At 70.0% G+C, this 25,916-nt stretch carries 18 protein-coding genes and 1 tRNA gene; 3 read left to right on the top strand and 16 right to left on the bottom strand.

From position 1 onward, the window contains the following. Window positions 1-103: 103 nt before the first annotated feature. The 4 genes from pgfA to polA all read right to left on the bottom strand — a co-directional run bounded on the left by pgfA (window position 104) and on the right by polA (window position 6,765). Window positions 104-1,315: a cell envelope lipid trafficking protein PgfA gene (gene pgfA / locus LZ495_RS24945; protein WP_268823308.1), complete on the bottom strand. Its 1,212-nt coding sequence runs from the start codon at window positions 1,313-1,315 to the stop codon at window positions 104-106. Between the two features lie 139 nt (window positions 1,316-1,454). Then, entirely contained in the window at window positions 1,455-1,592 is a 138-nt protein-coding gene (locus tag LZ495_RS24940; protein WP_235055109.1) for a hypothetical protein, read from the bottom strand. Window positions 1,593-1,895: 303 nt separating this feature from the next. Then, entirely contained in the window at window positions 1,896-3,665 is a 1,770-nt protein-coding gene (locus LZ495_RS44985) for a lytic transglycosylase domain-containing protein (protein WP_235055108.1), read from the bottom strand. A 331-nt stretch (window positions 3,666-3,996) separates the two neighbouring features. After that, window positions 3,997-6,765 (bottom strand): DNA polymerase I, encoded by a 2,769-nt coding sequence (polA, locus tag LZ495_RS24930; protein ID WP_235055107.1) that lies wholly within the window; start codon window positions 6,763-6,765, stop codon window positions 3,997-3,999. A gap of 152 nt (window positions 6,766-6,917) precedes the next feature. On the opposite strand from polA, the gene LZ495_RS24925 reads away from it, so the two are divergent. Together LZ495_RS24925 and LZ495_RS24920 are read left to right on the top strand one after the other, a co-directional pair. Further along, window positions 6,918-7,325: a hotdog fold thioesterase gene (locus LZ495_RS24925; protein WP_235055189.1), complete on the top strand. Its 408-nt coding sequence runs from the start codon at window positions 6,918-6,920 to the stop codon at window positions 7,323-7,325. A gap of 90 nt (window positions 7,326-7,415) precedes the next feature. Continuing rightward, window positions 7,416-8,000: a DUF4352 domain-containing protein gene (locus LZ495_RS24920; RefSeq protein WP_235055106.1), complete on the top strand. Its 585-nt coding sequence runs from the start codon at window positions 7,416-7,418 to the stop codon at window positions 7,998-8,000. Window positions 8,001-8,116: 116 nt separating this feature from the next. Here the strand turns inward: LZ495_RS24920 and LZ495_RS24915 are convergent, their stop codons facing one another. The 6 genes from LZ495_RS24915 to LZ495_RS24890 all read right to left on the bottom strand — a co-directional run bounded on the left by LZ495_RS24915 (window position 8,117) and on the right by LZ495_RS24890 (window position 14,409). Next, window positions 8,117-8,875, bottom strand: a complete 759-nt coding sequence (locus LZ495_RS24915; protein WP_235055188.1) for an ABC transporter ATP-binding protein — start codon at window positions 8,873-8,875, stop codon at window positions 8,117-8,119. 20 nt (window positions 8,876-8,895) lie between these two features. Then, a complete protein-coding gene (locus tag LZ495_RS24910; RefSeq protein WP_235055105.1) occupies window positions 8,896-9,765 on the bottom strand; it encodes an ABC transporter ATP-binding protein in 870 nt (289 codons plus the stop codon). Continuing rightward, complete coding sequence (locus LZ495_RS24905; RefSeq protein ID WP_235055104.1) at window positions 9,762-11,162, bottom strand: branched-chain amino acid ABC transporter permease; 1,401 nt, start codon at window positions 11,160-11,162, stop codon at window positions 9,762-9,764. The genes LZ495_RS24910 and LZ495_RS24905 overlap by 4 nt, the downstream gene beginning before the upstream one ends. Next, window positions 11,159-12,079 (bottom strand): branched-chain amino acid ABC transporter permease, encoded by a 921-nt coding sequence (locus LZ495_RS24900; RefSeq protein WP_235055103.1) that lies wholly within the window; start codon window positions 12,077-12,079, stop codon window positions 11,159-11,161. Before LZ495_RS24900 ends, LZ495_RS24905 begins: the two co-directional genes overlap by 4 nt. Window positions 12,080-12,305: 226 nt before the next feature. After that, on the bottom strand, window positions 12,306-13,502 hold the full coding sequence (locus LZ495_RS24895) for a branched-chain amino acid ABC transporter substrate-binding protein (protein ID WP_235055102.1): 1,197 nt from the start codon (window positions 13,500-13,502) through the stop codon (window positions 12,306-12,308). Between the two features lie 289 nt (window positions 13,503-13,791). After that, on the bottom strand, window positions 13,792-14,409 hold the full coding sequence (locus tag LZ495_RS24890; RefSeq protein ID WP_235055101.1) for an ANTAR domain-containing response regulator: 618 nt from the start codon (window positions 14,407-14,409) through the stop codon (window positions 13,792-13,794). A 120-nt stretch (window positions 14,410-14,529) separates the two neighbouring features. Here LZ495_RS24890 and LZ495_RS24885 point away from each other — a divergent pair. After that, window positions 14,530-14,612: transfer RNA gene (locus LZ495_RS24885), tRNA-Leu, on the top strand. A gap of 202 nt (window positions 14,613-14,814) precedes the next feature. Here the strand turns inward: LZ495_RS24885 and pyk are convergent. The 6 genes from pyk to LZ495_RS24855 form a co-directional block, all read right to left on the bottom strand. Continuing rightward, window positions 14,815-16,239, bottom strand: coding sequence for a pyruvate kinase (pyk, locus tag LZ495_RS24880; protein WP_235055100.1), 1,425 nt, complete (start codon window positions 16,237-16,239; stop codon window positions 14,815-14,817). A 184-nt stretch (window positions 16,240-16,423) separates the two neighbouring features. Beyond that, on the bottom strand, window positions 16,424-17,884 hold the full coding sequence (locus LZ495_RS24875; protein WP_235055099.1) for a glutamate synthase subunit beta: 1,461 nt from the start codon (window positions 17,882-17,884) through the stop codon (window positions 16,424-16,426). Then, the gene (gene gltB / locus LZ495_RS24870) at window positions 17,877-22,442 is read right to left on the bottom strand and encodes a glutamate synthase large subunit (RefSeq protein ID WP_235055098.1); all 4,566 of its coding nucleotides are present in this window, start codon (window positions 22,440-22,442) and stop codon (window positions 17,877-17,879) included. Before gltB ends, LZ495_RS24875 begins: the two co-directional genes overlap by 8 nt. 356 nt (window positions 22,443-22,798) lie before the next feature. Further along, window positions 22,799-23,521 carry a VIT1/CCC1 transporter family protein gene (locus tag LZ495_RS24865; protein WP_235055187.1) on the bottom strand — a complete coding sequence of 241 codons (723 nt, stop codon included), beginning with the start codon at window positions 23,519-23,521 and terminating at the stop codon, window positions 22,799-22,801. A 392-nt stretch (window positions 23,522-23,913) separates the two neighbouring features. Further along, on the bottom strand, window positions 23,914-24,933 hold the full coding sequence (gene lgt / locus LZ495_RS24860) for a prolipoprotein diacylglyceryl transferase (protein ID WP_235055097.1): 1,020 nt from the start codon (window positions 24,931-24,933) through the stop codon (window positions 23,914-23,916). 109 nt (window positions 24,934-25,042) lie between these two features. Beyond that, window positions 25,043-25,861 (bottom strand): DsbA family protein, encoded by an 819-nt coding sequence (locus LZ495_RS24855; RefSeq protein ID WP_235055096.1) that lies wholly within the window; start codon window positions 25,859-25,861, stop codon window positions 25,043-25,045. Window positions 25,862-25,916 lie beyond the last annotated feature (55 nt).

Here is a 25,916-nt window from a genome sequence, read left to right as displayed (position 1 = left end):
CGCGCCCCCCGTGTTGGGGGGGCGCGCGGCGGGGGGGGGGGGGGGGCGCCCCCCCCCCCCCCCCCCCCCCCCCCCGGCTCGGACGTCTCGGGCGGTGCGGCGCTCAGGCGCCTGGGGGCGGGGTCGCGGGGCGCTCCGGGTAGGCGTCCGCGGGGGTCCTGCCGTTGCGCGCCGGGGCCGGGGCGGCATCGGCGACCTCGGCGGAACCGGACGCCGGGACGCGGGGCAGCACCGCGGTCGGGGCCGCCGCTCCCGGCCCTGCGGTCGCGGACCGGGGCGCGCCGGTCAGGGCGGGCACCCGCTCCTCGGCGGCCGGGCCGCCGCCCGCCGGGCCGACCGGGCCGGCCGCGACACCGCCGCCGCCCTTGCCGCCGGCCGGCTTGGCCGACTTGCGGCGGCCCAGGTACTCGAGCACCAGTGCGCCGATGAAGAGGACGATGCCGAATCCGACGAGGCCCTTGGGCAGCTGGTCGTGCAGGAGGCGCATCTGCGCGGCCTGCTCCTTGGCGTCCGCGATGAGCTGGTTCGACCACTCGGCCTTCATCTTCACGTGGCCGTCGAACACCACCAGGATCCCGGGGTTGGCCGGGTCGTCCGCGTTCGGCGTGCGCATCTCTTCCTTGTGGATCTCCTCCGCGTACACAGGGGCGCCGGTGACCGGCTCGACCCAGAACTTGCGCACGGTGGTGTACCAGCGCTCCATGCCGGACGATTCGACGCTCTTGGCGTCCAGGCCGCCCGGCAGCTGGCTGGGGACCGGCACCTTGGTCCACGGCACGGTCTGCTCGAAGAGATACACCTCGAGGCCGTTGAAGATCTCGGTCTTCTTGTAGTCGATCGTCGAGGCGGTGTGCGCCTGCGCGTCGTAGTAGTTGTAGCCGCGCTTCTCGACGAAGAAGGGCCACTTGTACTGGATGCCGGTGTGCGCGACAGGCTTGCTGTCGATGTGCTCGCCGCAGCAGTTCTTGGGCGCCTGGCTGACCGCGTCGAAGACGTACCGCTCGGGGATCTGGGTGACGACCTTGCCCGTGCTGTCGACCATGGCGAGGTTCATGTCCCAGACCACGGTCTGGCCCTTGGAGGCCTTCGGGTCGGGGCGGACCGTCTGGATGATGGTCGCCTTGGTCTTGCCCGGCTCCTCGGGGGCGCCGAAGAGCGTCGCGTTCTCGGCCTCCAGGACCATGACCTTGTAGGCCTGGTCGCTCTTCAGCGCCTTCGCGACCAAGCGCGGAAAGGCGTACTCGCGGAGCAGCGGCGCGAGCGCCACACAAAACACCGCCAGGGTCAGAAGGACCAGGCTGGACCTACGGCGCATCGAGAATGTCCCCTTGCCGATGGAGCGAGATACAGATTGCGTTCGTGCGGGAACTGCGGGAACTACCGGACGTGCGGGATATGCAGGAAGTGCAGGTTGTGCAGGGGTACGCGGAGTACCGGGCTGCCGGGGGCAGTCCTCAGGGCTTTGCGGGGACCTGGGTCACCTGGAGCGGCTTGTCGATGGCCGAAGGCTCCGAGACCGCGAAGGTCGCCAGCAGGTAGGCGGCACCGACCGCGAGAAGCAGGCCGACGAGGACCGCGGCGAAGGCACGCATCAAAAACTCTCCTTTGCGCTCACGGAGACGGCACGGTAGCAAGCAATGACGTGAATGAGAACACGTTTCAGATTTCTCGCGAACATTTACGGTTGCAACCGCACGTATGGCATGTCATGCCATCACCATCTGCACATTCATCGATACGGGCACTCCCCCTCCGCCGGCATGGCGAAGGGGGAGCGACAGGAACACGTTTCTGTTGTGCAGCCGCGATGCAGCCGAGGCGGCGCCGGTTCCGGTGGTCGCGCAGGACCCCGGGACGGGCGGGAGGCCGAAGCGCGGGCCGGAGCCGAGGCTCCGTCAGCTCCCCGACTTGGTGGGCGACTTGGACGCCGACTTGGTGGGCGTGGGGCTCTTGCTCGGCGACTTGGACGGGCTCGCCGAGGTGGCGGGCCCGCCGGTGGACGGCGGGATCGGCCGTACGCCCGCCTCGTAGTACGTCTTCCAGGCCTTCACCGAAGTCACGTACTCCGGCGACTGGTTGTAGCTGAAGATCGCCTTGTCGAGGCCGGCCGGCGTGCTGAGGTCGCGGCTGCCCGCGCACAGGTAGCGCGCGGCGGTGCGCGATGCGTCGAAGACGTTCTGCGGGTCGGCGACCTTGTCGTTGTTGCCGTCCATCGCGTACGCCTTCCACGACGTCGGGATGAACTGCATCGGACCGACCGCGCGGTCGAATTCGCGGTCGAAGTCGAGCGCCCCCTGGTCGGTGTCCGGGATCGCCCGCGTGTTGCGGCTGCCGTCCAGGCGCGGCCCGAGGATCGGACTCAGCGTGGTGCCCGCGGTGCTGACCTGGCCGCCGTTCGCATGCCCGGACTCCACCCGGCCGATGGCCGCGAGCAGTTGCCACGGCAGTTTGCACTTGGGGTTGGCCTTGGACAGGTAGTCGGCGGCCTGCTGGTACGACAGCAGCACGATCTGCGGGATGCCGTTGGCGCCCTGGATGTTCGGCGCGGGGGTCTGCGCGCCGGTGCGCGTGGCGGACCCGGAGGGGGTCTTGCCGGTCGGCGAGGCCCCGGTCGGCGACGTGCTGGCTCCGGGCGCGGCGGCGGGCAGGAGCGGCGGCAGGTCCAGGTTGGCGGGCAGACCGCCGTTGACCGGTCCGCTGTCCGCCGGGGGCTCGGGGTCGGACATGCGCGCGACGTCGGAGACGGGGACGCGCTCCCCCGTCGCCATGTTGAACGGGTCGTCGATGAGCTGGGTGCCGGCCAGCAGCAGCGCCACCACGCCCGCGGTGGCGAACCACGGGTTGACGAAGCGGCGGCGGCGCGGGAGTTCGTCCTTTGCCGCATCGGCGTCGGCAGCGGCCGTGTCGGCGGCATCCGGTGCGGCCGTTTCGCTCGCGGCCCCGGCCGCGCCGGCTGCGGCCTCGGGCTTGGGTGCGAGCTCGGCGGGCTGGCCGCCGAGCGAGGCGAGCCAGGCGTCGAGTTCGGCGTCCGAGGACTTGGCCCCGGACAGCGGAGCGGTCGGCGCGGGCGGCGGCGCGACGACGGACTCGAAGATCAGCGTGTCGGGTTCCGCCGCGGAGTCGTCCGCGTCGTCGTCGACAGCGTCTGCGCCATCCGCCTCGGCGGCGTCCGCGGGCGGCGCGCCGGGCTCGTCCTCGTCGGCATCATCATCAGTGTCGGCTTCGTCGCCGGGCTCGGCGCCGAACCGGAAAGTGCGGTCGAAGTCGAAGGCGTCGTCATCGGCTTCGTCCTCGGCTTCGGCTTCGGCTTCGGCTTCGGCGGGAGGCTCGACCACGGCTTCGGGTTCGGGCTCCGGTTCGGCCACCGGAGCCTCGGCCACCGGCTCAGGCGCAGGCTCGAGTTCGGCTTCGGGCTCCGGTCCGGGTTCCGGCTCCGATGAAGGTTCAGGTTCCGGCTCGGCCGCAGGCTCGGTCTCTGCCTCTGCCTCGACCGCCGGCGGCGTACGCGGCGCGACCACGGCGACGGTCGTGAGGTTCCGCGTCCAGTCCGCCGTCCCCGGGCCTGCCGCCGGCGCGGTCGGCGCGGCTATGTGCTCGTCGGCGGCCCCCGACGGTTGCGGTATCTCCGGATCCCGCGGACCGGGCCCCTGTGCGGCCTCGTCCACGAACCGCCCCCTTCACCTGGCTGCATGTCGGCGCGCCGCCCCCCGGGTACCGGGCCGTGCCGAACCGGTGGGACGACGGGCGGAGATGAACCTACGTCAGGTTCCGCCGACGCTCTACCCCCTCGGCGTCATTTCGTACGCTTCACCCTTTTTGTGAAAGCGGGTATACCGACACCGTGCCGGTCGACACGTGTCACCACCGCAACGCCGGCGGGGTGGGCACCGGACCTCCGGCACCCACCCCGCGCAGACTCCGGACTGCAGACTTCAGACTCCGTCGCCGCTCCTCCTCGCCCCGGCACAGCGGCGGCGCGAGGGAGCGGCAAGCACCTCAGTGCCCGGCGTCCTCCCACGTCGCGCCGAAGCCGACCGACACATCGAGCGGGGCACGCAGCGGGTACGCGCCGCCCATCTCGCGGCGGACCATCTCCTCCAGGCGGGAGCGCTCGCCGGGCGCGACCTCGAGCACGAGTTCGTCGTGCACCTGGAGCAGTATCCGGGACGCGAAGCCGCCGTCCCGCAACGCCTTGTCGACGCCCAGCATGGCCACCTTGACGATGTCCGCCGCCGAACCCTGGATGGGCGCGTTGAGGGCCATGCGCTCGGCCATCTCGCGCCGCTGGCGGTTGTCGCTGGTGAGGTCCGGCAGGTACCGGCGGCGGCCGAAGACGGTCTCCGTGTAGCCGGTCTGCCGCGCCTCGTCGACCACCGCGCGCAGGTAGTCCCGCACGCCGCCGAAGCGCTCGAAGTAGGTGGACATCAGCTTGCGGGCTTCCTCGGGCGTGATGTCCAGCTGCTGCGACAGGCCGAACGCCGAGAGCCCGTAGGCGAGTCCGTACGACATGGCCTTGATCTTGCGGCGCATCTCCGCATCGACCTGGCTGGTCGGCACCCCGAACACCGCGGACGCGACCGTGTTGTGCAGGTCCTCGCCGGACTCGAACGCCTCGATGAGCGCCTCGTCGCCGGACAGGTGCGCCATGATGCGCAGCTCGATCTGGCTGTAGTCGGCGGTGAGCAGCCCCTCGTATCCCTCGCCGACCACGAACGAGCGCCGGATCAGGCGGCCTTCCTCGGTGCGGATCGGGATGTTCTGCAGGTTGGGGTCGGTCGACGAGAGGCGCCCGGTGGCGGCCACCGTCTGGTTGAACGTGGTGTGGATGCGGCCGTCGTCCGTGATGGTCTTGACCAGGCCCTCGACCGTCGTCCGCAGCCGGGTCTGGTCGCGGTGCCGGAGCAGCGCGGTGAGCAGGTCCTGGGCGGGTGCCGCGATGCCGGGCTGCGTGGCGAGCCAGGTGAGCGCGTCGGCGTCGGTGGTGTAGCCGGTCTTGATCTTCTTCGTCTTGGGGAGGTTCAGCTCGCCGAAGAGGATCTCCTGCAGCTGCTTGGGCGATCCGAGGTTGAACTCGTGCCCGATCGCCTGGTGGGCCAGCTCGGTGGCCTGCTTCACCGCGGCGCCGAACTGCGCTTCCAGCGTGTCGAGGTAGGCCCGGTCCGCGGCGATGCCGTCGCGCTCCATGCGGGCGAGGACGGTGGTGAGCGGCAGTTCCATGTCCTGGAGCAGCTTGAGCGCGCCGCGGCTCTCCAGTTCCTTGTCGAGCTCGGCGGCCAGGTCGACGACCGCGCGGGCGGCGAGCATCAGGGCCTCGCCCTTGGCCGCCTCGGCGTCGTCGTCACCGGACACGTCCAGTGCCAACTGGCCGCTGTCCGCGGCGTCGTCGAGCTTGAGCTCGCGGCCCAGGAAGCGGTGCGTGAGGGTCTCCAGGGCGAACGAGCGCTGCCCGGGCAGCACCAGGTACGCGCCCAGCGCGGTGTCCGAGGTGACCCCGGCGAGGTCCCAGCCGTGCGCCTTGAGGGCGAGCATCGGGCCCTTGCAGTCGTGCACCGCCTTCGGCCGCTCCGGGTCGGCCAGCCAGGCCGCCAGGGCCGCGTCGTCGGCCTCGTCGAGTGCGGTGGCGTCCACGTAGGCGGCGGTGCCGTCGGCGGCCGCGAAGGCGAGCCCGGCGACCGTCCCGGTGCCGCGGCCCCAGGTGCCGTCGACGGCCAGGCCGGTGCGCCCGCTGCCCGCGGCGTGGTCGGCCAGCCAGGCGGCCAGTTCGCCGGTGCCGAGCACCGTGGTCTCCAGCGTGAAGCCGGGGTCGGCGGGGCCGTCCTGCTCGTCGGTGGCTGCGGCGGCGCCGGGGTCCACCGCCCAGAGCCGGTCGCGGAAGCCGCTGTTGCGGAACTCCAGGGCGTCCAGGACCTGTTCCACCGCGGGTCGGTCGTACGGCTTGCGCTCCAGGTCGGCCGGCACGACGTCGAGCTGCACGTCGCGGACCAGCTCGGTCAGTTCGCGGTTGAGGCGGACCGCGTCGAGGTGGTCGCGCAGGTTCTGGCCGGCCTTGCCCTTGACCTCGTCGGCGCGCTCGACGAGCTCCTGGAAGGAGCCGAACTCGCGGATCCACTTGGCCGCGGTCTTCTCGCCGACGCCCGGGATGCCGGGCAGGTTGTCGGAGGGGTCGCCGCGCAGCGCCGCGAAGTCCGGGTACTGCTGCGGAGTCAGCTGGTACTTCTCCTCGACCGCGTCGGGGGTGAAGCGGTGCAGCTTGCTGACCCCCATCATCGGGTAGAGCACCGTGATGTCCGGGGTGACCAGCTGGAGCGAGTCGCGGTCGCCGGTCAGGATGAGGACTTCGTAGCCCTCCTCGGCGGCCTTGGTGGAGACCGTGGCGATCACGTCGTCCGCCTCGTAGCCCTCGACGCGCATCGTGGTGATGCCCATCGATTCGAGGACCTCGACGATCAGCTCGACCTGGCCCTTGAACTCGTCGGGCGTCGCGGAGCGGTTCGCCTTGTAGTCCGGGAAGCGGTCGGTGCGGAACGACTTGCGCGACACGTCGAAGGCCACCCCGAGGTGGGTGGGCGCCTCGTCGCGCAGCACGTTCGCGAGCATCGAGGTGAAGCCGTACACCGCCTGCGTCGGCTGGCCGGTCGCCGTCGACATCGAGGCCTCCTTGAGCGCGTAGAACGCGCGGTACGCCAAGGAGTGCCCGTCGAGCAGCAGAAGCCGCGGCCGCGAGCCGGTACGTGCGGAAGCCTGGGGTGCGTCAGTGGAAGCCACGAACAGATCCTAGGCTGGTACGCCGACACATCCGGTCATGTCACTCCACCCGCGTGGCCGAACGGTGGCCGCCGGACCGCCGGGCCGGCCCATGCGCCCCGGCCGCACCTCGAGGAGACAGCATGACCAGCACGCCGCAGTTCGAGTTCCCCATGCCGGTCGACGAGCTGGCCAAGGTGTTCGGCTCGACCGCGACGCCGACGCTGGGCACCAAGATGGGCATCCTGATCCACGAGGCGTCCGCGGAGCGGATGGTCGGCACCATGCCGGTCGAGGGCAACACCCAGCCGTACGGCCTGCTGCACGGCGGCGCTTCGTGCGTGCTGGCCGAGACGCTCGGCTCGGTCGGTGCGGCGATCCACGCCGGTCCGGACGCCATCACGGTCGGCATCGAGCTCAACGCCACGCACCACCGCTCGGCCACCGCGGGCCTGGTGACCGGCGTCGCGACTCCCCTGCACCTGGGCCGCACGCTGGCCACCTACGAGATCGTGCTCACCGACGAGGCCGGCAAGCGCATTTGCACGGCCCGGCTGAGCTGCATGATCCGGCGCGGCTGACCGCTGGCGACCGGCCCGCCCGGCCCGTACCGTTCATCGCGCACGACCAGGCGATTCGGCCACGAGGCGACGATCGGCGGGAGGACGCGCATGGCGGACGACGGGGGGCGGCCGCGGGCGGTCCGTGCCGCGGTAGTGGGGACCGTACTGGGCCTGCTGGTCGGCGCGGGCGCGGCGGCCGGCACCGCGGCACTGCTGTGGCCGGACGGCTCGAACGGCGACCCGCGGCTGCACCCGGACAAGAACGACCTGATCGTGCACGCCGCGCCGGTGCGCAGCGGCGAGATCGAGATGGAGGTCCGCACCCTGCAGTGCGGCCTGGAGTTCACCACCGGCACGCACGCGGAGGCGATGGCCCGCGGGCAGTTCTGCGCGGTCCGGGTGACCTTCCACAACGACCAGCCGGTGACCGCGGACATCGACACGCGGCGCCAGGAACTGGTCCTCGACGACGGCAGCGTCGTCCAGACCGGCAATGAAGTCATGCAGATCAAGCGGCAGTTGCGCACCCAGTCGGTGGGCGGGCGCAATGTGATCACGCTGGACCTCTGGTACGACATACCGGTCGACCGCCATCCCAAGGCGATCCGGCTGATCAGCGAGCCGGACCTGCGCGGCCACGAGCCCCCGCGCCCGGTGGACGTGCCGCTGCCGCGCTACACGAAGCGGAACTGAGCGGCAGCGGTCCGCGCCGCAGGCGACGCGGACGGCGCCGACGAGCAACGGCCCTGTGCGGGCCCGGTTTCCCGGGCCCGCACAGGGCCGTCACTGTGTCGCCTGCGGCGTCCGGGTCAGCCCCCGGCGCCCTCGCCCAGGTACGCCTCGCGCACGCGCGGGTCGGCGAGGAGCTGCTCGCCGGTGCCGGAGACCAGCACCGAGCCGGTCTCCAGGACATACGCGCGGTCGGAGAGCTTGAGCGCCTGCGCGGCGTTCTGCTCGACCAGCAGCACCGTGGTGCCGCCCGCGTTGATCTCCTTGATGATCGAGAAGATCTGGGCGACGATCAGCGGCGCCAGGCCCATGGACGGCTCGTCGAGCAGGAGCAGCCGGGGCCGCCCCATCATCGCGCGGCCGATGGCGAGCATCTGCTGCTCACCGCCGGACAGCGTGCCGGCCAGCTGCGACCGGCGCTCCTTGAGCCGCGGGAACAGCTCGAAGACCCGGTCCAGGTCGCTCTGCGGGACCTTCTTGAACCGGTACGCGCCCATCAGCAGGTTGTCGGTGACGGTCATCATCGGGAAGACGCGGCGGCCTTCCGGCGACTGGCCGATGCCGAGGCTGACCACGTGGTGCGCGGGCACCCCGTCGATGCGCTCGCCGCCGTACCGGATCTCGCCGGCGCGCGGCGTGAGCAGGCCGGAGATGGTGCGCAGCGTGGTCGTCTTGCCCGCGCCGTTCGCGCCCAGCAGGGTGACGATCTCGCCCTCGCGGACGGTCACGTCGATGCCCTTGAGGGCCTGGATGGCGCCGTAGAACACCTGCAGGTCGCGCAGCTCCAGCAGCGGCTTGGCGGTCGACGCGTCGCCGTTCGCGGCCGGTGCCTTGCTCAGGTCGGGAGTCTCGATGGTGCTCACTCTTCCTCCTGGGCCTGGGCGTCCAGCATTTCGGCCGCCATCTCGGCGCCGAGGTAGGCCTCGACGACCGCCGGGTCGCGCTGCACCTCGGCGGTGGTGCCGGAGGCGATGACCTTGCCGAAGTTGAGCACCGTGACGCGGTGCGCAACCGACATGACCAGGCGCATGTCGTGCTCGATGAGCAGCACGCTGATGCCCAGCTCGGCGTTGATGTGCCGGATCAGCTCCGCCAGTTCGAGCTTCTCGGTGGGGTTGGTGCCGGCCGCCGGCTCGTCCAGCAGGAGGACCTGCGGGTCGGTGGCCAGCGCCCGGGCGATCTCCAGGCGGCGCTGGTCGCCGTAGCTCAGCGACGAGGCCAGCTCGTTGATCTTGTCGCCGAGGCCGACGAACTCCATCAGGTTGTGCGCCCGGCGGTCGCTCGCGCGCTCCGCGCGGCGCGCGTTCGGCAGGCCGAGCATGATGCTGACCGGGCCGGTGCGCTGCCGCGTCTCGGCGGCGATCTTGACGTTCTCCAGGGCGGTGAGCGCCCCGAAGAGCCGGATGTTCTGGAACGTGCGCGCCAGGCCGAGCTTGTTGACGACGTGCGTCTTCTGGCCCAGCAGGGCGTGCGTCGAACCGTTCGCGCTGTTCAGCGTGATGGAGCCTTCCTGCGGGACGTACACGCCCGTCAGGGAGTTGAACAGCGAGGTCTTGCCGGCGCCGTTGGGGCCGATGACGGCGAGGATCTCGCCGCGGTTCAGGGTCAGCTCCACGTCGGAGAGGCAGACCAGGCCGCCGAACCGCAGCGTGACGCCGCGGACCGCGATGACCGGGGTCGCCGTGTCGGATTCGGCCGAACGCTGCTTGATGACGGTGTTGTTGCTCATGAGACCCTCCCGCCGACCGGCTCGGTCATCGCGTCGGCGTCCCCGAGGCCTTCCTTCGCCAAGTTCAGTTCGCGCTTGCGGCGCCGGGACGGGATCAGGCCCTGCGGACGGAAGATCATCATGATGACCAGGATCGCGCCGAGGTACATGTGGCGGTCCTGCTCGTCGACGTAGTCCTTGAGGATCTGCGGCAGCCACGCGAGGAACGCGGTGCCGAGCATGACGCCCCAGATCGAGCCCATGCCGCCGAAGATGACGTACGCGAGCACCAGCACCGAGAACATCAGCTCGAACGACGCGGGCGAGACGAACTGCACCTTGCTCGCCATGACCACGCCGGCGATGCCGGAGGTCGACGCGCCGATCGCGAACGCCATCAGCTTGTACTTGACGGTGTTGACGCCGTTCGCCGCGGCGGCGACCTCGTCCTCGCGGATGGCGGTCCACGCACGGCCGACCTTCGAGTGCTCCAGGCGCAGGAACAGGAAGATCAGGATGCCGGCGATGACCATGATCATCCACCAGTACTGCTCGAGGTCGGTGGTGGTCCACTCGTACGACCAGAACCCGAGGTCCAGCGTCGGGTGCGGCACACCCTGGACACCGGCGGGGCCGTTGGTGAACTCGTCCGCGTTGGTGGCCAGCAGGTAGATGATCTCGTGGAAGCCGAGCGTCACGATCGCCAGGTAGTCGCCGCGCAGCCGCAGTGTCGGTGCGCCCAGCAGCACGCCGGCGACCAGGCAGGTGAGCACCGCGACCGGGATGACCAGGAACGGGGTGAGCTCGACGGGCGGCGAGACCGGCAGCTTGCCGGTCCAGTAGGCCGCGCTGTAGGCGCCGATCGCGAAGAACGCGATGAAGCCCAGGTCCAGCAGGCCGGCCCAGCCGACGACCACGTTGAGGCCGATGGCCAGCAGCACGTAGACCGCGATCTCGTTGACCATGACCTGGTTCCAGAAACCGGAGACCCAGGTGGGCAGCAGTGCGAGCACGACCACCAGCGCGATGATCAGCGGCCACTTGACCTCGCGGCGGCCCAGCACCGGGGTGACCTTCTTGACCTCGGCGGTGGCGTCCTTGATCACCTTGTGCACGGGCGACAGCGCGGGGTTGCCGAGAAGGTAGCTGTGGAAAGTGATCAGGGCCCAGATACCGACTGCGACCGCCACCCACGTGCCCAGCCAGGGCCAGTTGGTCAGCGAGTCGTTGAGCGAGTAGAAGACGTCGTCGCCGGCCTGCTCGCCGGTCATGATCGTGAACAGCACGCCCAGCAGGACACACATGACCAGGCGGCGGAACGCGTCCGACTTGTACCAGGGCTTGTGGCGCAGCTTCGCCAACGAGGTCGCGCTGAACGACGCTTCGGGCTCGCGGGTCTTCGTCGTCACGCTGCTCATGCTGTCCTCCCCAGCCGCTCACCCAGGATGCCAGTCGGACGGAACATCAGCACCAGGATGAGGACGGCGAATGCCGAGACGTACCGCCACTCGTCGCCGAACTGCCAAGCGGAGAAGCTCTCCACGATGCCCAGCACCATGCCGCCGATCATCGCGCCGCGGATGTTGCCGATACCGCCCAGGACCGCCGCGGCGAACGCGGTGATACCCGGGAAGAAGCCCATCGTGTACGTGACTTGCGAGTTGAGGCCGAACAGGAAGCCGGCGCAGCCGCCGAGCAGGCCGCCGATCACGAAGGTGCGCGAGATGACCTTGTTGATGTCCACGCCCATGAGGCCGGCGGTCTCCGCGTCCTGTGCGACCGCGCGGATGCCCATGCCCATCTTGGTGCGGTTCACCAGGAGGTCGAGGCCGATCATCATCACGATGGCCGCGCCGACCATGATGAGCTGGAGCACCGAGACGCGCGCCCCGAAGATCTCGAACACCTTCTTGTTGACGAAGAGGTCCGGGATCGGCTTGGGGTCGCGGCCGAACAGCTTGCCCGCGATGTGGGTCAGGAAGAAGGACGCGCCGATCGCGCTGATGAGGAACGCCAGCCGCGGGGCGTTTCTCACTCTCAGCGGTTTATAGGCCACTTTCTCCAGAGCGAACGCGGTGCCTGCGCCCGCCAGTCCGGACACCGCGAAGCCGAGCGCCACGAGGCCCACGGACATCAGTCCGGACGGGTTCGAGGGCTCGATCTTGGTGAAGACCAGCAGCGCGGCGAACGCGCCCACCATGAACACCTCGCTGTGCGCGAAGTTGATGAGCTGCAGGACGCCGTACACGAGGGTGTACCCGATCGCGATGACGGCGTAGAGCGCGCCTAGCGAGATGCCTGGGATCAGGTAGTCCCAGAATTCGTTGAGATTCATTGAACTGAAGCTTCCTGGACGGGAGCTGACGACAGGTCGGGCCGGATCTCTCGTGGAGCCGATATCCCGACACTGGAGCCGCGGGGAGGAGTCCGGAGAGAAGTGGGCGGAGCGCGTCCGCCGAATGGTGCTCCGAGATGCGGAGAGGGCCCGGGTCCTTCCCAGGGAAGGACCCGGGCCCTCTCTACGTCACATCAGGCCGAGGCCGTGCTATGCGCTGTGTCGCTCAGGCCGCGGACAGCTTGTCGATGTCGCCGAGGTACTCGATCTTCCCGGCCTTGACCTGGTAGAGGAAGATCGCGCCGCCGACGTACTCGCCGTTCTGGTCGAACTTGAAGGACTTGGTGAGGCCCTTGTACTCGGCCGCCTTCAGCTTGTTGAGCAGCGCCTCGCGGGTGATCTTCTCGGCACCGAAGGTCTTCATCTGCTCGATGATCATGTTCGCCAGGTCGAAGGACTCGGCGGAGTAGGTGCCGGCCGGCTCGTTGAACTTCGCCTTGTAGTCGGCGGCGAACTTCTTGGTCGCCTCTTCCACGTTGGCGTCGGCGCACGGGCAGGTCAGGTACCAGTTGTCGGCAGCCGCACCGGCGAGCTTGATGAACTCGGGGTCGTTGGTGCCGTCACCCGAGATCATCGGGATGCTGACGCCGGCTTCCTTGAGCTTCTTCGCGAACGGCGCGCCGTCCTGGTAGTAGCCCGCGTAGATCATGCCGTCCGCGCCGGAGTTCTTCACCGTGGTCGCGGCCGCGGTGTAGTCCGGGGTGCCCTGCGGGATCGACTCGGTCTTGACCGTGATGCCGGCCTTCTCGAGGTCCGCCTTGGCGACCGCGGCGAGACCGATGCCGTACTCCGACTTGTCGTCGATGAGCAGGACGGTCTTCAGCTTGAGCTTCTTGGCGTAGTAGGTCGCCATGCCCGAGCCCTGCATGTTGTCGTTCGGCGTACCGCGCAGGAGGGCGGTGAACTTGTTCGCCGGAGCCGTCAGGCTCGGGTTCGTCGCCGACGGCGTCAGGGTCGCGAGCTTGGCCGCCGCGTAGTTCGGCGAGGCCGCCTTGGTCGGGCCCGAGAAGGCGGGGCCGACGACCGCGACGACGTTGCCGTCGTCGATCAGCTTCTGCGCGGCCGACTGCGACTTGTCCGGCGAGGCCTCGTCGTCCGAGGTCTTGACCTCGAGCTTGAACGGCAGGTCGCCCTTGGCGTTGGCCTGCTCGATCGCCAGCTTGACGCCGTTGGCCTCGTTGATGCCCAGCTGCGCGTTCTTGCCGGTCAGACCGCCCTGGAACCCGATGGTGTAAGTCGGCTTGTTGCCGCCACCCGGGTTCGAGCTCGCGTCGTCGTCCTTGTCGTCGCTCCCACAAGCGCTCAGCACTAGTGCCGATGCCACCACTGGCAGCGCGATCTTGATCATGCTTCGCTTCAGCACAGCCCAACCCCTTGAGTGTTCTGAGAGGAACCGAAAAACCCGAAACGATCGGGCGGCCGCGGCGTTCTGCGCGGTGCGCCGAAATGTAGCCCGACGGAGTTCGGGCGCGGGAGTCCACGGGATGAGATGTGATGCAGGCGTAATCAAACGTCATCCCAGGGCAACAGGAACCTCAGATGAAGCTCAGATGGAAGCCAAACCGGTCACGCATCTGATAAAGAACGGCAAAACCGCCCCAATCCGGACAGATTGGGGCGGCACTTGGGGATCTACGCGCGAAAAGCGGGCGCTACTCTCCCACTTCGCCTCCGGAGACGACAACCTCGGCCACGGCGCGCATCGAAAGGCGGCGGTCCATGGACGTCTTCTGGATCCAGCGGAAGGCCTCAGGTTCGGACAGCCCGTACCGCTCCTGGAGCACCGACTTCGCCCGGTCGACCAGTTTGCGGGTCTCCAGACGCTGCGTCAGGTCCTCCACCTCACGTTCCAGGGCCGCGAGTTCGGTAAACCTCGAAACCGCCATCTCGATGGCCGGGACGAGGTCCCCCTTCGTGAACGGCTTGACCAGGTACGCCATGGCCCCCGCGTCGCGGGCCCGCTCGACCAGCTCGCGCTGCGAGAACGCGGTCAGCATGAGCACCGGCGCGAGCCGCGCCCCGGCGATCTGCTCGGCCGCCGAGATGCCGTCGAGGATCGGCATCTTGACGTCCAGGATGACCAGATCCGGCCGGTGCTCCTCGACCAGCCGCACCGCGGCCGCCCCGTCGCCGGCCTCGCCGACGACGCGGTACCCCTCCTCCTCCAGCATCTCTTTGAGGTCGAGGCGGATCAGCGCCTCGTCCTCGGCGATGACCACACGGATGACGGAGGCGTCGGAAGGCGCGGGCGGGCTTGCGGCTGACGTCACGGCACTCCTAGGTCGGGGCGATACCTGCAGGCAGAAGGGTACCCAGAGGCGGTATGGTGAGCCTCGCGGAGGGCGTCCGGCACACCGGCCAAGGTGCGTGCGGGCGGTCCGCGCCATTCGGCCGGAATGGTGGAACGGCAGACACGGAGGTCTCAAACACCTCTGCCTGAAAGGGCGTGCGGGTTCGAATCCCGCTTCCGGCACCCCCGACCCCGACGTCCCCGACGTCGGGGTTTCGTCGTTCCCGGGCGCATCGGCCGGGCCCTCCCGGTGTCCGCATGCCGGACGTCGGCAAAATCACGGCGGCCGGCCGCCCGGCCCCCGAGGGGGCGGAGCAGCCGGCCGCCGCTTTCGTCCGGAGACCCGAACCAGCGGGCCTGCCCAGCGAGTTCGCGCTCGGAGGCGCTACTTGGCGAGCATTTCTCCTATGTGGTGGACCCGGATCATGTTGGTCGAACCCGGGACACCCGGCGGCGAACCGGCCGTGATGATCACCACGTCGCCCGGCTTGCACCGGCCGATGTTGAGCAGCGAGGCGTCCACCTGGCGGACCATCTCGTCGGTGTGCTCGCACAGCTCGCCGAGGAAGGTCTCCACGCCCCAGGTCAGCGACAGCTGGCTGCGCACGCCCTGCTCGGGGGTGAAGGCCAGCACCGGGATCATCGGCCGGTAGCGCGAGAGCCGCCGCGCGGTGTCACCGCTCTGGGTGAACGCGACCAGGTACTTGGCGCCGAGCCGGTCGCCGATCTCCGCGGCCGCGGAGGCGATGACGCCGCCCTGGGTGCGCGGGTCCGGAAGCGAGCGCAGCTCCTCCTGCAGCGCCGGGGACTCCTCGGCGGCGCAGATGATGCGGGCCATCGTCTTGACCGTCTCGATGGCGTACTTGCCGACCGAGGTCTCGCCGGACAGCATCACCGCGTCGGTGCCGTCCAGGACCGCGTTGGCCACGTCGGAGGCCTCGGCGCGGGTCGGGCGGGACGCGCTGATCATCGAGTCCAGCATCTGGGTCGCCACGATGACCGGCTTGGCCGCCGCGCGGGCCAGCGTGATGCAGCGCTTCTGCACCAGCGGGACCTGCTCCAGCGGCATCTCCACGCCGAGGTCGCCGCGCGCCACCATGATGGCGTCGAAGGCCTCGACGATCTCCTCGAGGTTCTCGACCGCCTGCGGCTTCTCGATCTTGGCGATGACCGGCACGCGGTAGCCGGCCTCGTCCATGATGCGGTGCACGTCCTCGACGTCCTTCGCGTTCCGCACGAAGGAGAGCGCGATCAGGTCGCAGCGCATGCGCAGCGCCCAGCGCAGGTCCTCGATGTCCTTTTCGGACAGCGCCGGGACGCTGACCGCGACACCGGGGAGGTTGAGGCCCTTGTGGTCGGAGACCATGCCGCCCTCGATGACCATGGTGTGGACCCGGGAGCCCTCCACATCGGTCACCTCGAGGGTCACGCGGCCGTCGTCGACGAGGATGCGCTCGCCCTTGCGGACGTCGCCCGGCAGGCCCTTGTAGGTCGTGGAGACCTCGTTGCGGTCGCCGGGGACCTCGTCGGTGGTGATGGTGAACTCGTCGCCGCGCTCGAGCAGCACGGGGCCTTCGGCGAAGTTGCCGAGGCGGATCTTCGGGCCCTGCAGGTCCATGAGGATGCCGACGCTGCGGCCCGACTCGTCGGACGCCTTGCGGACGCGGTGGTAGCGCTCCTCATGCTCGGCGTAGGTGCCGTGGCTGAGGTTGAAGCGGGCTACGTCCATGCCTGCGTCCACGAGCGTGCGGATCTGCTCGTAGCTGTTGGTGGCTGGGCCCAGGGTGCAGACAATTTTCGCTCGACGCATGGGTCAACCCTAGTTCCTACCGGAAAGTAACGAGTGAGCGGTGTCCGGTTTGCCGCATAAGGTTGCTCAACATTTTGTTGAACAACCGGGAAATCAGTCGTGCCCGGGAGATACAGGGGCGTTGCCGGGACATGGAAAGGCCCCTGTGCCGTAGACAACGACACAGGGGCCCCTCCTGGTTCTGTCAGACGAGCAGTTGGCGGTCGGTCGGCTTGATCGGCCGCGGCAGGTTGGTGCTGCCGGTCAGCCACTGGTCGACCTCGGCCGCGCACGAGCGGCCCTCGGCGATCGCCCAGACGATCAGCGACTGGCCGCGGCCCGCGTCGCCGGCCACGAAGACGCCGTCCACGTTGGTGGCGTACGCCCCGTCGCGCGCGATGTTGCCGCGCTCGTCCATCTCCAGGCCCATCTGCTCGATCAGGCCGTTGGCCCGGTCGGTGCCGGTGAAGCCCATGGCCAGGAACACGTAGTCCGCGGGGATCTCGCGCTCGCTGCCCTCGACCGGCTGGAAGCGGCCGTCGACCATGGCGACCTCGACCAGGCGCAGCGCCTTGACCCGGCCGTCCTCGCCGCCCACGAACTCCTGGGTGTTGACCGCGTAGACGCGCTCGCCGCCCTCTTCGTGCGCACTGGCCACCCGGTAGGTCATCGGGTACGTCGGCCACGGCTGGCCCGCGGGGCGCTCCTCCGGCGGCCGCGGCATGATCTCCAGCTGGGTGACCGAGGCCGCGCCCTGGCGGTGCGCGGTGCCCAGGCAGTCCGCGCCGGTGTCGCCGCCGCCGATGATGACCACGTGCTTTCCGGCCACGTCGATCGGCGAGGTGACGAGGTCGCCCTCCTGCACCTTGTTGGCGTACGGCAGGTACTCCATCGCCTGGTGGATGCCGTCCAGCTCGCGGCCCGGGACCGGGAGTTCGCGCCAGGCGGTGGCACCCGCGGCGATGACCACGGCGTCGTAGCGGCGGCGCAGCTTGCCCGCGTCGACGTCGGTGCCGATCTGCATGCCGGTGTAGAACTTGGTGCCCTCCGCGCGCATCTGCTCGATGCGGCGGTTGATGTGGCGCTTCTCCATCTTGAACTCGGGGATGCCGTAGCGCAGCAGGCCGCCGATGCGGTCCGCGCGCTCGTACACCGCCACCGTGTGGCCGGCCCGGGTCAGCTGCTGCGCGACGGCCAGGCCCGCGGGGCCCGAGCCGATGACCGCGACGGTCTTGCCGGAGAGGCGCTCGGGCGGCTGGGCGGCGACGTTGCCGTCCTCCCAGGCCCGGTCGATGATCGACACCTCGACGTTCTTGATGGTGACCGGCGGCTGGTTGATGCCCAGCACGCACGCGGCCTCGCAGGGCGCGGGGCACAGCCGCCCGGTGAACTCCGGGAAGTTGTTGGTCGCGTGCAGGCGCTCCGCGGCGCCCTCCCAGTCCTCGCGCCAGGTCAGGTCGTTCCACTCGGGGATGAGGTTCCCCAGCGGGCAGCCGTTGTGGCAGAACGGGATGCCGCAGTCCATGCAGCGGCCGGCCTGCTTGGTGATGATGGGGAGCAGGGTGCGCTCCTCGTACACCTCCTTCCAGTCGCGCAGGCGGACGTCGACGGGGCGACGCGTGCCCAGCTGCTGGGGGGTGGTGAGGAAGCCCTTCGGGTCAGCCATGTGCCGCCTCCATCATCTTCTGGACGGTCTCGGACTCGGTGAGTCCGGCCTGCTCGGCGGCGTCCTTGGCGGCGAGCACTGCCTTGTAGTCCCTCGGCATGATCTTGCCGAAGCGCCGGGACGCGGTGTCCCAGTCCGCGAGGAGGGACTCCGCGACCGCGGAACCCGTCTCCTCGAAGTGGCGCCGCACCACGTCGTGCAGCTCCAGGAGGTCGGCGGCCGAGGGCTCCTCGATGCCGGCCAGCTCGGTGTTGACGTTGGCCTCGTCCAGGTCGAGCAGGTACGCGACGCCGCCCGACATGCCGGCCGCGAAGTTGCGCCCGGTCGGGCCGAGGACGACCGCGCGGCCGCCCGTCATGTACTCGCAGCCGTGGTCGCCCACGCCCTCCGCGACCACGGTGGCACCGGAGTTGCGGACGCAGAAGCGCTCGCCGACCCGGCCGCGGATGAGGATCTCGCCGCCGGTCGCGCCGTAGGCGATGGTGTTGCCGGCGATGACGTTGTCCTCGGCGGCGAACGTCGCGGTGCGCGCCGGGCGGACCACGATGCGGCCGCCGGAGAGGCCCTTGCCGACGTAGTCGTTGCCGTCGCCCTCCAGGCGCAGCGTGATGCCGCGCGGCACGAACGCGCCGAACGACTGGCCCGCCGAGCCGGTGAGGGTGATGTCGATGGTGCCGTCCGGCAGGCCCTCGCCGCGGTACTTCTTGGTGACCTCGTGGCCGAGCATCGTGCCGACCGTGCGGTTGATGTTCTGCACGGGCAGCTGGATGCGGACCGGCTCGGCCTTCTCCAGGGCGTCCGCGGCCAGCTCGATGAGCTGGTTGTCGAGCGCCTTGGCGAGGCCGTGGTCCTGCACCGTGGTGCAGGTGAGCGCGGCGCCCGCGGGCAGCTCGGGGACGTGGAACAGCGGAGCCAGGTCCAGCCCGGCCGCCTTCCAGTGGTCGACCGCGGCCTGCGTGTCGAGGAGTTCGGCGTGCCCGATGGCCTCTTCCAGGGTGCGGAAGCCCAGCGCGGCCAGGTGCTCGCGGACCTCTTCGGCGATGAACTCGAAGAAGTTGACGACGTATTCGGCCTTGCCGGAGAACCGGGAGCGCAGCTCGGGGTTCTGCGTGGCGACGCCGACCGGGCAGGTGTCCAGGTGGCAGACCCGCATCATGATGCAGCCCGAGACCACCAGCGGAGCGGTCGCGAAGCCGTACTCCTCGGCGCCCAGCAGGGCGGCGATGATGACGTCGCGGCCGGTCTTGAGCTGGCCGTCGGTCTGCACGACGATGCGGTCGCGCAGGCCGTTGAGGAGCAGCGTCTGCTGGGTCTCGGCGAGGCCGAGCTCCCACGGTCCGCCCGCGTGCTTGAGCGAGGTGAGCGGCGAGGCGCCGGTGCCGCCGTCGTGCCCGGAGATGAGCACCACGTCCGCGTGCGCCTTGCTGACGCCCGCCGCGACCGTGCCGACCCCGACCTCGGCGACGAGCTTCACGTGGATGCGCGCCTGCGGGTTGGCGTTCTTCAGGTCGTGGATGAGCTGGGCGAGGTCCTCGATCGAGTAGATGTCGTGGTGCGGCGGGGGCGAGATCAGGCCGACGCCGGGCGTCGAGTGCCGGGTCTTCGCGACCCACGGGTAGACCTTGTGGCCGGGCAGCTGGCCGCCCTCGCCGGGCTTGGCGCCCTGCGCCATCTTGATCTGGATGTCGTCCGCGTTGACCAGGTACTCGGAGGTGACGCCGAAGCGGCCGGAGGCGACCTGCTTGATCGCGGAGCGGCGCTCCGGGTCGTACAGGCGCTCCGGGTCCTCGCCGCCTTCGCCGGTGTTGGACTTGCCGCCGAGGCGGTTCATCGCGATGGCGAGGGTCTGGTGCGCCTCCATCGAGATGGAGCCGTACGACATGGCGCCGGTGGAGAAGCGCTTGACGATCTCCGAGACCGGCTCGACCTCGTCGATGGAGATCGGGGCGCGGGCCCCGTCCTTGAAGGTGAACAGGCCGCGCAGCGTCATCAGGCGCTCGGACTGCTCGTCGACGCGCGAGGTGTACTTCTTGAAGATGTCGTAGCGGCGCTCGCGGGTAGAGTGCTGCAGCCGGAAGACCGTCTCCGGGTCGAACAGGTGCGGCTCGCCCTCGCGGCGCCACTGGTACTCGCCGCCGATCTCCAGGCGGCGGTGCGACGGCGCGATGCCGCTGGGCGGGTACGCCTTGGCGTGCCGCTGCTCGACCTCGCGGGCGAGGACGTCCAGGTCGACGCCGCCGAGCTTGCTGGTGGTGCCGGAGAAGTACTCCGTGACCACGCCGTCCGCGAGGCCGACGGCCTCGAAGACCTGCGCGCCGCGGTACGAGGAGACCGTGGAGATGCCCATCTTGGACATCACCTTCAGGACGCCCTTGCCGAGCGCCTTGATGAGGTTCCTGATGGCCTTCTCGGACTCGATGTCCTGGAGGAAGACGCCCTCGCGGACCAGGTCCTCGACCGACTCCATGGCCAGGTACGGGTTGACCGCGGCCGCACCGTAGCCGATCAGCAGCGCCACGTGGTGCACCTCGCGCACGTCGCCGGCCTCGACGATCAGGCCGACCTGGGTGCGGGTCTTGGTGCGGATCAGGTGGTGGTGCACCGCGCTGGTGAGGAGCAGCGAGGGGATCGGCGCGTTCTCCGCGTCGGAGTGCCGGTCGGAGAGCACGATGATGCGCGCGCCGTCGGCGATCGCGCTGGTCGCCTCGGTGCGGATCTCCTCCAGGCGGCGGCGCAGCGCCTCGCCGCCGCCGTCCACCCGGTACAGGCCCGAGATGGTGGCGGCCTTGAGGCCGGGCATGTCGCCGTCGGCGTTGATGTGGATGAGCTTGGCGAGCTCGTCGTTGTCGATCACCGGGAACGGCAGCACGACGTTGCGGCAGGCCGCCGGGGTCGGGTCGAGGAGGTTGGCCTCGGGGCCGACGAACGAGCCGAGGGAGGTGACCAGTTCCTCGCGGATGGCGTCCAGCGGCGGGTTGGTGACCTGGGCGAACAGCTGCACGAAGTAGTCGAACAGCAGGCGCGGCTTCTCGGACAGCGCGGCGATCGGGCTGTCGGTGCCCATCGAGCCGAGCGGCTCGCCGCCGCTGCGGGCCATCGGCGCGAGGATGACGCGGAGCTCTTCCTCGGTGTAGCCGAAGGTCTGCTGGCGGCGCGAGACGGATGCGTGCGTGTGCACGACGTGCTCGCGCTCGGGCAGGTCCTCGAGGTTGATCAGGCCGGCGTGCAGCCAGTCGCCGTACGGGTGTTCGGCGGCCAGTGCGGACTTGATCTCGTCGTCCTCGACGATGCGGTGCGCGACCGTGTCGACCAGGAACATGCGGCCGGGCTGCAGGCGGCCCTTGCGCACGATCCTGGCGGGGTCGATGTCCAGGACGCCGACCTCGGAGGACAGCACCACGAGGCCGTCGTCGGTGACCCAGTAGCGGGAGGGGCGCAGGCCGTTGCGGTCCAGGACCGCGCCGATCTGGGCGCCGTCGGTGAAGGTCACGCAGGCCGGGCCGTCCCAGGGCTCCATGACGGTGCCGTGGAAGCGGTAGAAGTCGCGGCGCGCGGGGTCCATCGAGCCGTGGTTCTCCCACGCCTCGGGGATCATCATGAGGACCGCGTGCGGCAGCGTCCGGCCGCCGAGGTGGAGCAGCTCCAGGACCTCGTCGAAGGACGCGGAGTCCGAGGCGCCCGGGGTGCAGATCGGGAACAGCCGGGACAGGTCGCCGGGGATGAGGTCGGTCGCGATCATCGACTCGCGCGCGGCCATCCAGTTGCGGTTGCCCATGACCGTGTTGATCTCGCCGTTGTGCGCGATGAACCGGTACGGGTGGGCCAGCGGCCAGGCCGGGAAGGTGTTCGTGGAGAACCGCGAGTGGATCAGGCCGATGGCCGAGGTGAAGCGGCGGTCGGACAGGTCCGGGAAGAACGGCTCCAGCTGGCCGGTGGTCAGCATGCCCTTGTAGATCAGGGTGCGCGCGGACAGCGAGGCGAAGTAGACCTCGACCTCGCGCTCGGCGCGCTTGCGCAGGCAGAAGGCCAGGCGGTCCAGCGCCAGGCCGCTGCGGTCGCCGGTCGCGTCGGCGACGAAGACCTGGGCGAAGCGCGGCATCGTGGCGCGGGCGGTGGCGCCGACCAGCTCGGGGGTGGTCGGGACGTCGCGCCAGCCGAGGACCTTGAGGCCCTCCTCGGCGGCGATGCGCTCGATGGAGGACTTGGCGCGGCCGGCGTGCGTGTCGTCGTCCGGCAGGAAGGCCATGCCCGCTGCGTACGAGCCGGCGGCGGGGAGGTCGAATCCGGCCACCGCACGGAAGAACTCGTCCGGGATCTGGGTCAGGATGCCGGCGCCGTCGCCGGTGTCCGGCTCGGCACCCGTGGCACCGCGGTGCTCCATGTTGCGGAGCACGGTGAGGGCCTGCTGGACGATGTCGTGGCTGGGCTCGCCGGTGAGCGTGGCGACGAAACCGACACCGCAGGCGTCGTGCTCGTTACGGGGGTCGTACAGGCCCTGGGCCGCGGGAACTGCGGAAAAGAGAGGACCCTGTCGGGGCGTGGATGCAGCAGGAGGCATGGGCGCTCCCGGTCGTCGTCGTGGCGTGTGGTGCGCAACAGGGACGACGTTGGCCCTCTGCGATTTCGTGCAGGTTACACGATCAGTTGTGGCATCCGGAACACAAGACGTCCTTGTCTCGCCATCCGGACAGGCCGCCAGAAATCGGAGCCTGAGGTCCGGTCCGGAGCCACCGCCGCCTCCGCGCTCCGGGCTCATTCCCGGCCACCCCATCACCGAAACGGGCGATCGGGCGTACCGAAGGTGATCATTTGATGAGCGGTTGGTGCCGGTCACTGCACATGACAGGCCTGTTACAGAAATCTCACCGCGGGGCGCACTGCACGTGAGGTACCGGTGGCCGGTTGTCGCCGCGGTCAGCCCAGGCTCTGGCCGATGGCCATGCCGAGAAGGTACGTGAGCCCGCCCGCGGCACCGCCCAGCAGCAGTTGCCGCAGGCCGCCGAACCACCACGGGCGGCCGGTCACCCGGGACACCACGGCGCCCGCGGTGAAGAGGCCGAGGGTGGTCAGGATGATCGCGGGCCACAGCGCGGTGGCGCCGAGCAGGTAGGGCAGCAGCGGCAGCAGCGCGCCGACCGCGAAGAACGCGAAGGACGAGCCGGCCGCGAGCCACGGGGACGGCAGGTCGTGCGGGTCCACGCCGAGCTCCTCGCGGGCGTGCACCTCCAGCGCGAGGTCCGGGTCGCGGGACAGCTGGGTGGCCACCTCGAACGCGAGGTCCTCGTCCAGGCCGCGGGCGATGTAGAGCTCGGCCAGCTCGCGCAGCTCGGCCTCGGGGGCGCGGACCAGTTCGCGGCGCTCGATCTCGACCTCGGCCTGGGCCAGCTCGGACTGCGAGGCCACCGAGGTGTACTCCCCCGCGGCCATCGAGAACGCCCCGCCGGCCAGGCCGGCCAGGCCCGTGATGGCGATCGTCTTGGCGGTGGCATTGCTGCCCGCCACACCGGCGATCAGCGCGAAGTTGGAGACGAGGCCGTCCATCGCGCCGAAGACGGCGGGGCGCAGCCAGCCGCCCGCGATGTCGCGGTGCGTGTGGTCGATCTCGGGTTCGTCCTCCGCCGCCTTGCGGTGGTCCACCGCGGTGCGCTGCGGAGTCTGCTGCGTGGCGTCGTCGGGCAGGTCCGCACCGGTGTCCCCGGAGGTGCGGGTCTTGAGGAGCTGGGTGCCGGCTTCCTGGGCTATGCCGCCGACGGCGTCCGTACCGTCCTCGCTGCGCTCGGCCACGTCAGGTCCTCCTCCGGGTTCGTCTCTTCGAAGCTACCGCGCCGCGCGGGGCCCCCACCAGCAAGGCAAGGCTGACCAAACCCGCAGGTCAGAGGCTATGGGGACGCGTCGGAACGGCTGGATCCGTGGGTGCAACGCCGCACCGCGGCGGAATCTTCCCGGGGCATGCGCGAGGGCCCGGAACCTGCCTCGGCGGCGGGTTCCGGGCCCTCGGGACTGCTGCGGGGCTGCTTGCGGAACCGGGGTCAGTCGTCCTTGTCCGCGGCGTTCTTCTTGAGGCCTACCGGCGTGGCGTCCTCGGTGGGTTTGTCGCTGTCCGGGACCTCGGCCGTGTCCTCGGCGCCGGTGTCCGCCGCAGTGTCCTGGGCGGGGGCGGCTTCCGGCTCGTCGGCCTCGCCCGCCCGCTTGACCTCGTCCTCGTCCTCGTCGTCCTCGTACGGGCGCGTGCCCTTGAGGGTCTCGGGTGCCTCACGGCCCGGGCGCTTCTTCGCCGAGACGACGATGTACGCCACCGCGCCCGCGAAGACGAGGATCGACGTCCAGTTGTTGAGCCGCATGCCGAGGATCTTCTCGGCCTCGTCGATGCGCAGCGCCTCGATCCAGAAGCGGCCGACGGTGTAGGCGGCGACGTAGAGCGCGAAGGCGCGGCCGTGGCCGAGCTTGAACTTGCGGTCCGCCCAGATGACCAGCAGCGCGACGCCGACGCACCACAGCGACTCGTACAGGAACGTCGGGTGGTAGGTGGCCGCCTCGCCGGTCGAGCTGTGGTCGGCGTCGATCTTGACCGCCCACGGCACGTCGGTGGCCTTGCCGTACAGCTCCTGGTTGAACCAGTTGCCCCAGCGGCCGACCGCCTGGGCCAGCACGATGCCGGGGGCCAGCGCGTCGGCCATCGCGGGCAGCGGGATGCCGCGCCGGCGGCACGCGATCCAGGCGCCCACGCCGCCCAGGAAGATCGCGCCCCAGATGCCCAGGCCGCCCTTCCAGATGGCGAAGGCCTGCATCGGGTCGCCGTCCTCGCCGAAGTACGGCCCCGGCGTGGTGATCACGTGGTAGAGCCGGCCGCCGATCAGGCCGAACGGCACCGCCCACACCGCAAGGTCCATCACGGTGCCGGGCCGGCCGCCGCGGGCGATCCAGCGGCGTTCGCCGAGCCAGATCGCGACGACGACGCCGAGGATGATGCAGAGCGCGTAACCGCGCAGCGGCAGCGGACCCAGGTGGATCACACCGCGCGACGGGCTGGGGATGTATGCGAGGTCCATGGCAGGGATGACGGTACACGTGCCGGGGGCCGGGCTGCTGCCGCGGGCGGAGTACGCCGTGCGGGAGCGGCCCGGCCCCGGTCGTGCTGCGGGATCCGGTCGGATCGGGTCAGCTCTTGGGCATGGTGGCGATGATCCCCTCGATCTGCGCCTTGAACGCCTCGGGGCTCATGATCTGGTTGCCCTCGGTGTACTTGAGCTTCTGGTTGTTCAGCGCGATCGTCGGCGTGCCGGTGACCTTGTCGTTGCCGACCTTGGCGTTGTTGAACTCCTCCTGCGAGGCCTTCACCCAGGGCGCGTAGGTCAGGTCGTTGACGCACTGGTCGAAGGTGGCACTGCGCAGGCCGTCGACCTTGCTCGCCAGGTCGAGCAGGTAGGAGCGCTTGCCGAACTTGTCGCTGCTCTCGTCCGGCTGGTTCGCGTAGAGCACGTCGTGGTACGCCTTGAACTTGCCGGCGTCCTGCGCGCAGCCGGCCGCGGCCGCCGCGTACTTCGAACCGTTGCCGCCGAGGTTTTTGTCCAGGAACGACGCGATGTGGTACTCGATGCGGATCGTCCCCGCGTCGGCGAGCTGCGTCAGCGTGCCGCCGAGCTTGGTCTCGACCTGCTCGCAGATCGGGCAGCGGAAGTCTTCGTACACCGTCACGACCGGCGCGTTCGGGTTGCTGCCGTAGGGCACCACGGTGCTGGTCATGTTGGCGGGCAGCTTGAGCGGCTTGTCCGCGACGGTGGCCCAGCTGGTCTCGTTCTTGTCGGACTTGGAGTTGCCGACGACGATGCCGATCGTGGCGGCGACCGCGAGGACCGCGACGACGGAACCGCCGATGATCAACGCGCGCTTCCGCTTGTCCGCGGCCTGCTGGCGGGCCCGCTCGGCCTGCATGCGCTCGCGGGCGTTGCGCTTCCCGTCGTCGTTCTTCTTGCTCATGTCCTCAGGTCACCGCTATCTGTCGGTCGGTTTTCTTCGGGAGTGCCGGGCCAGG

The sequence above is a fragment of the Yinghuangia soli genome, assembly GCF_021502675.1.
Lineage (GTDB): Bacteria > Actinomycetota > Actinomycetes > Streptomycetales > Streptomycetaceae > Yinghuangia > Yinghuangia soli.
Note: the sequence above shows the minus strand (reverse complement) of the source record. Positions and strands in the feature narration are given on the sequence as shown.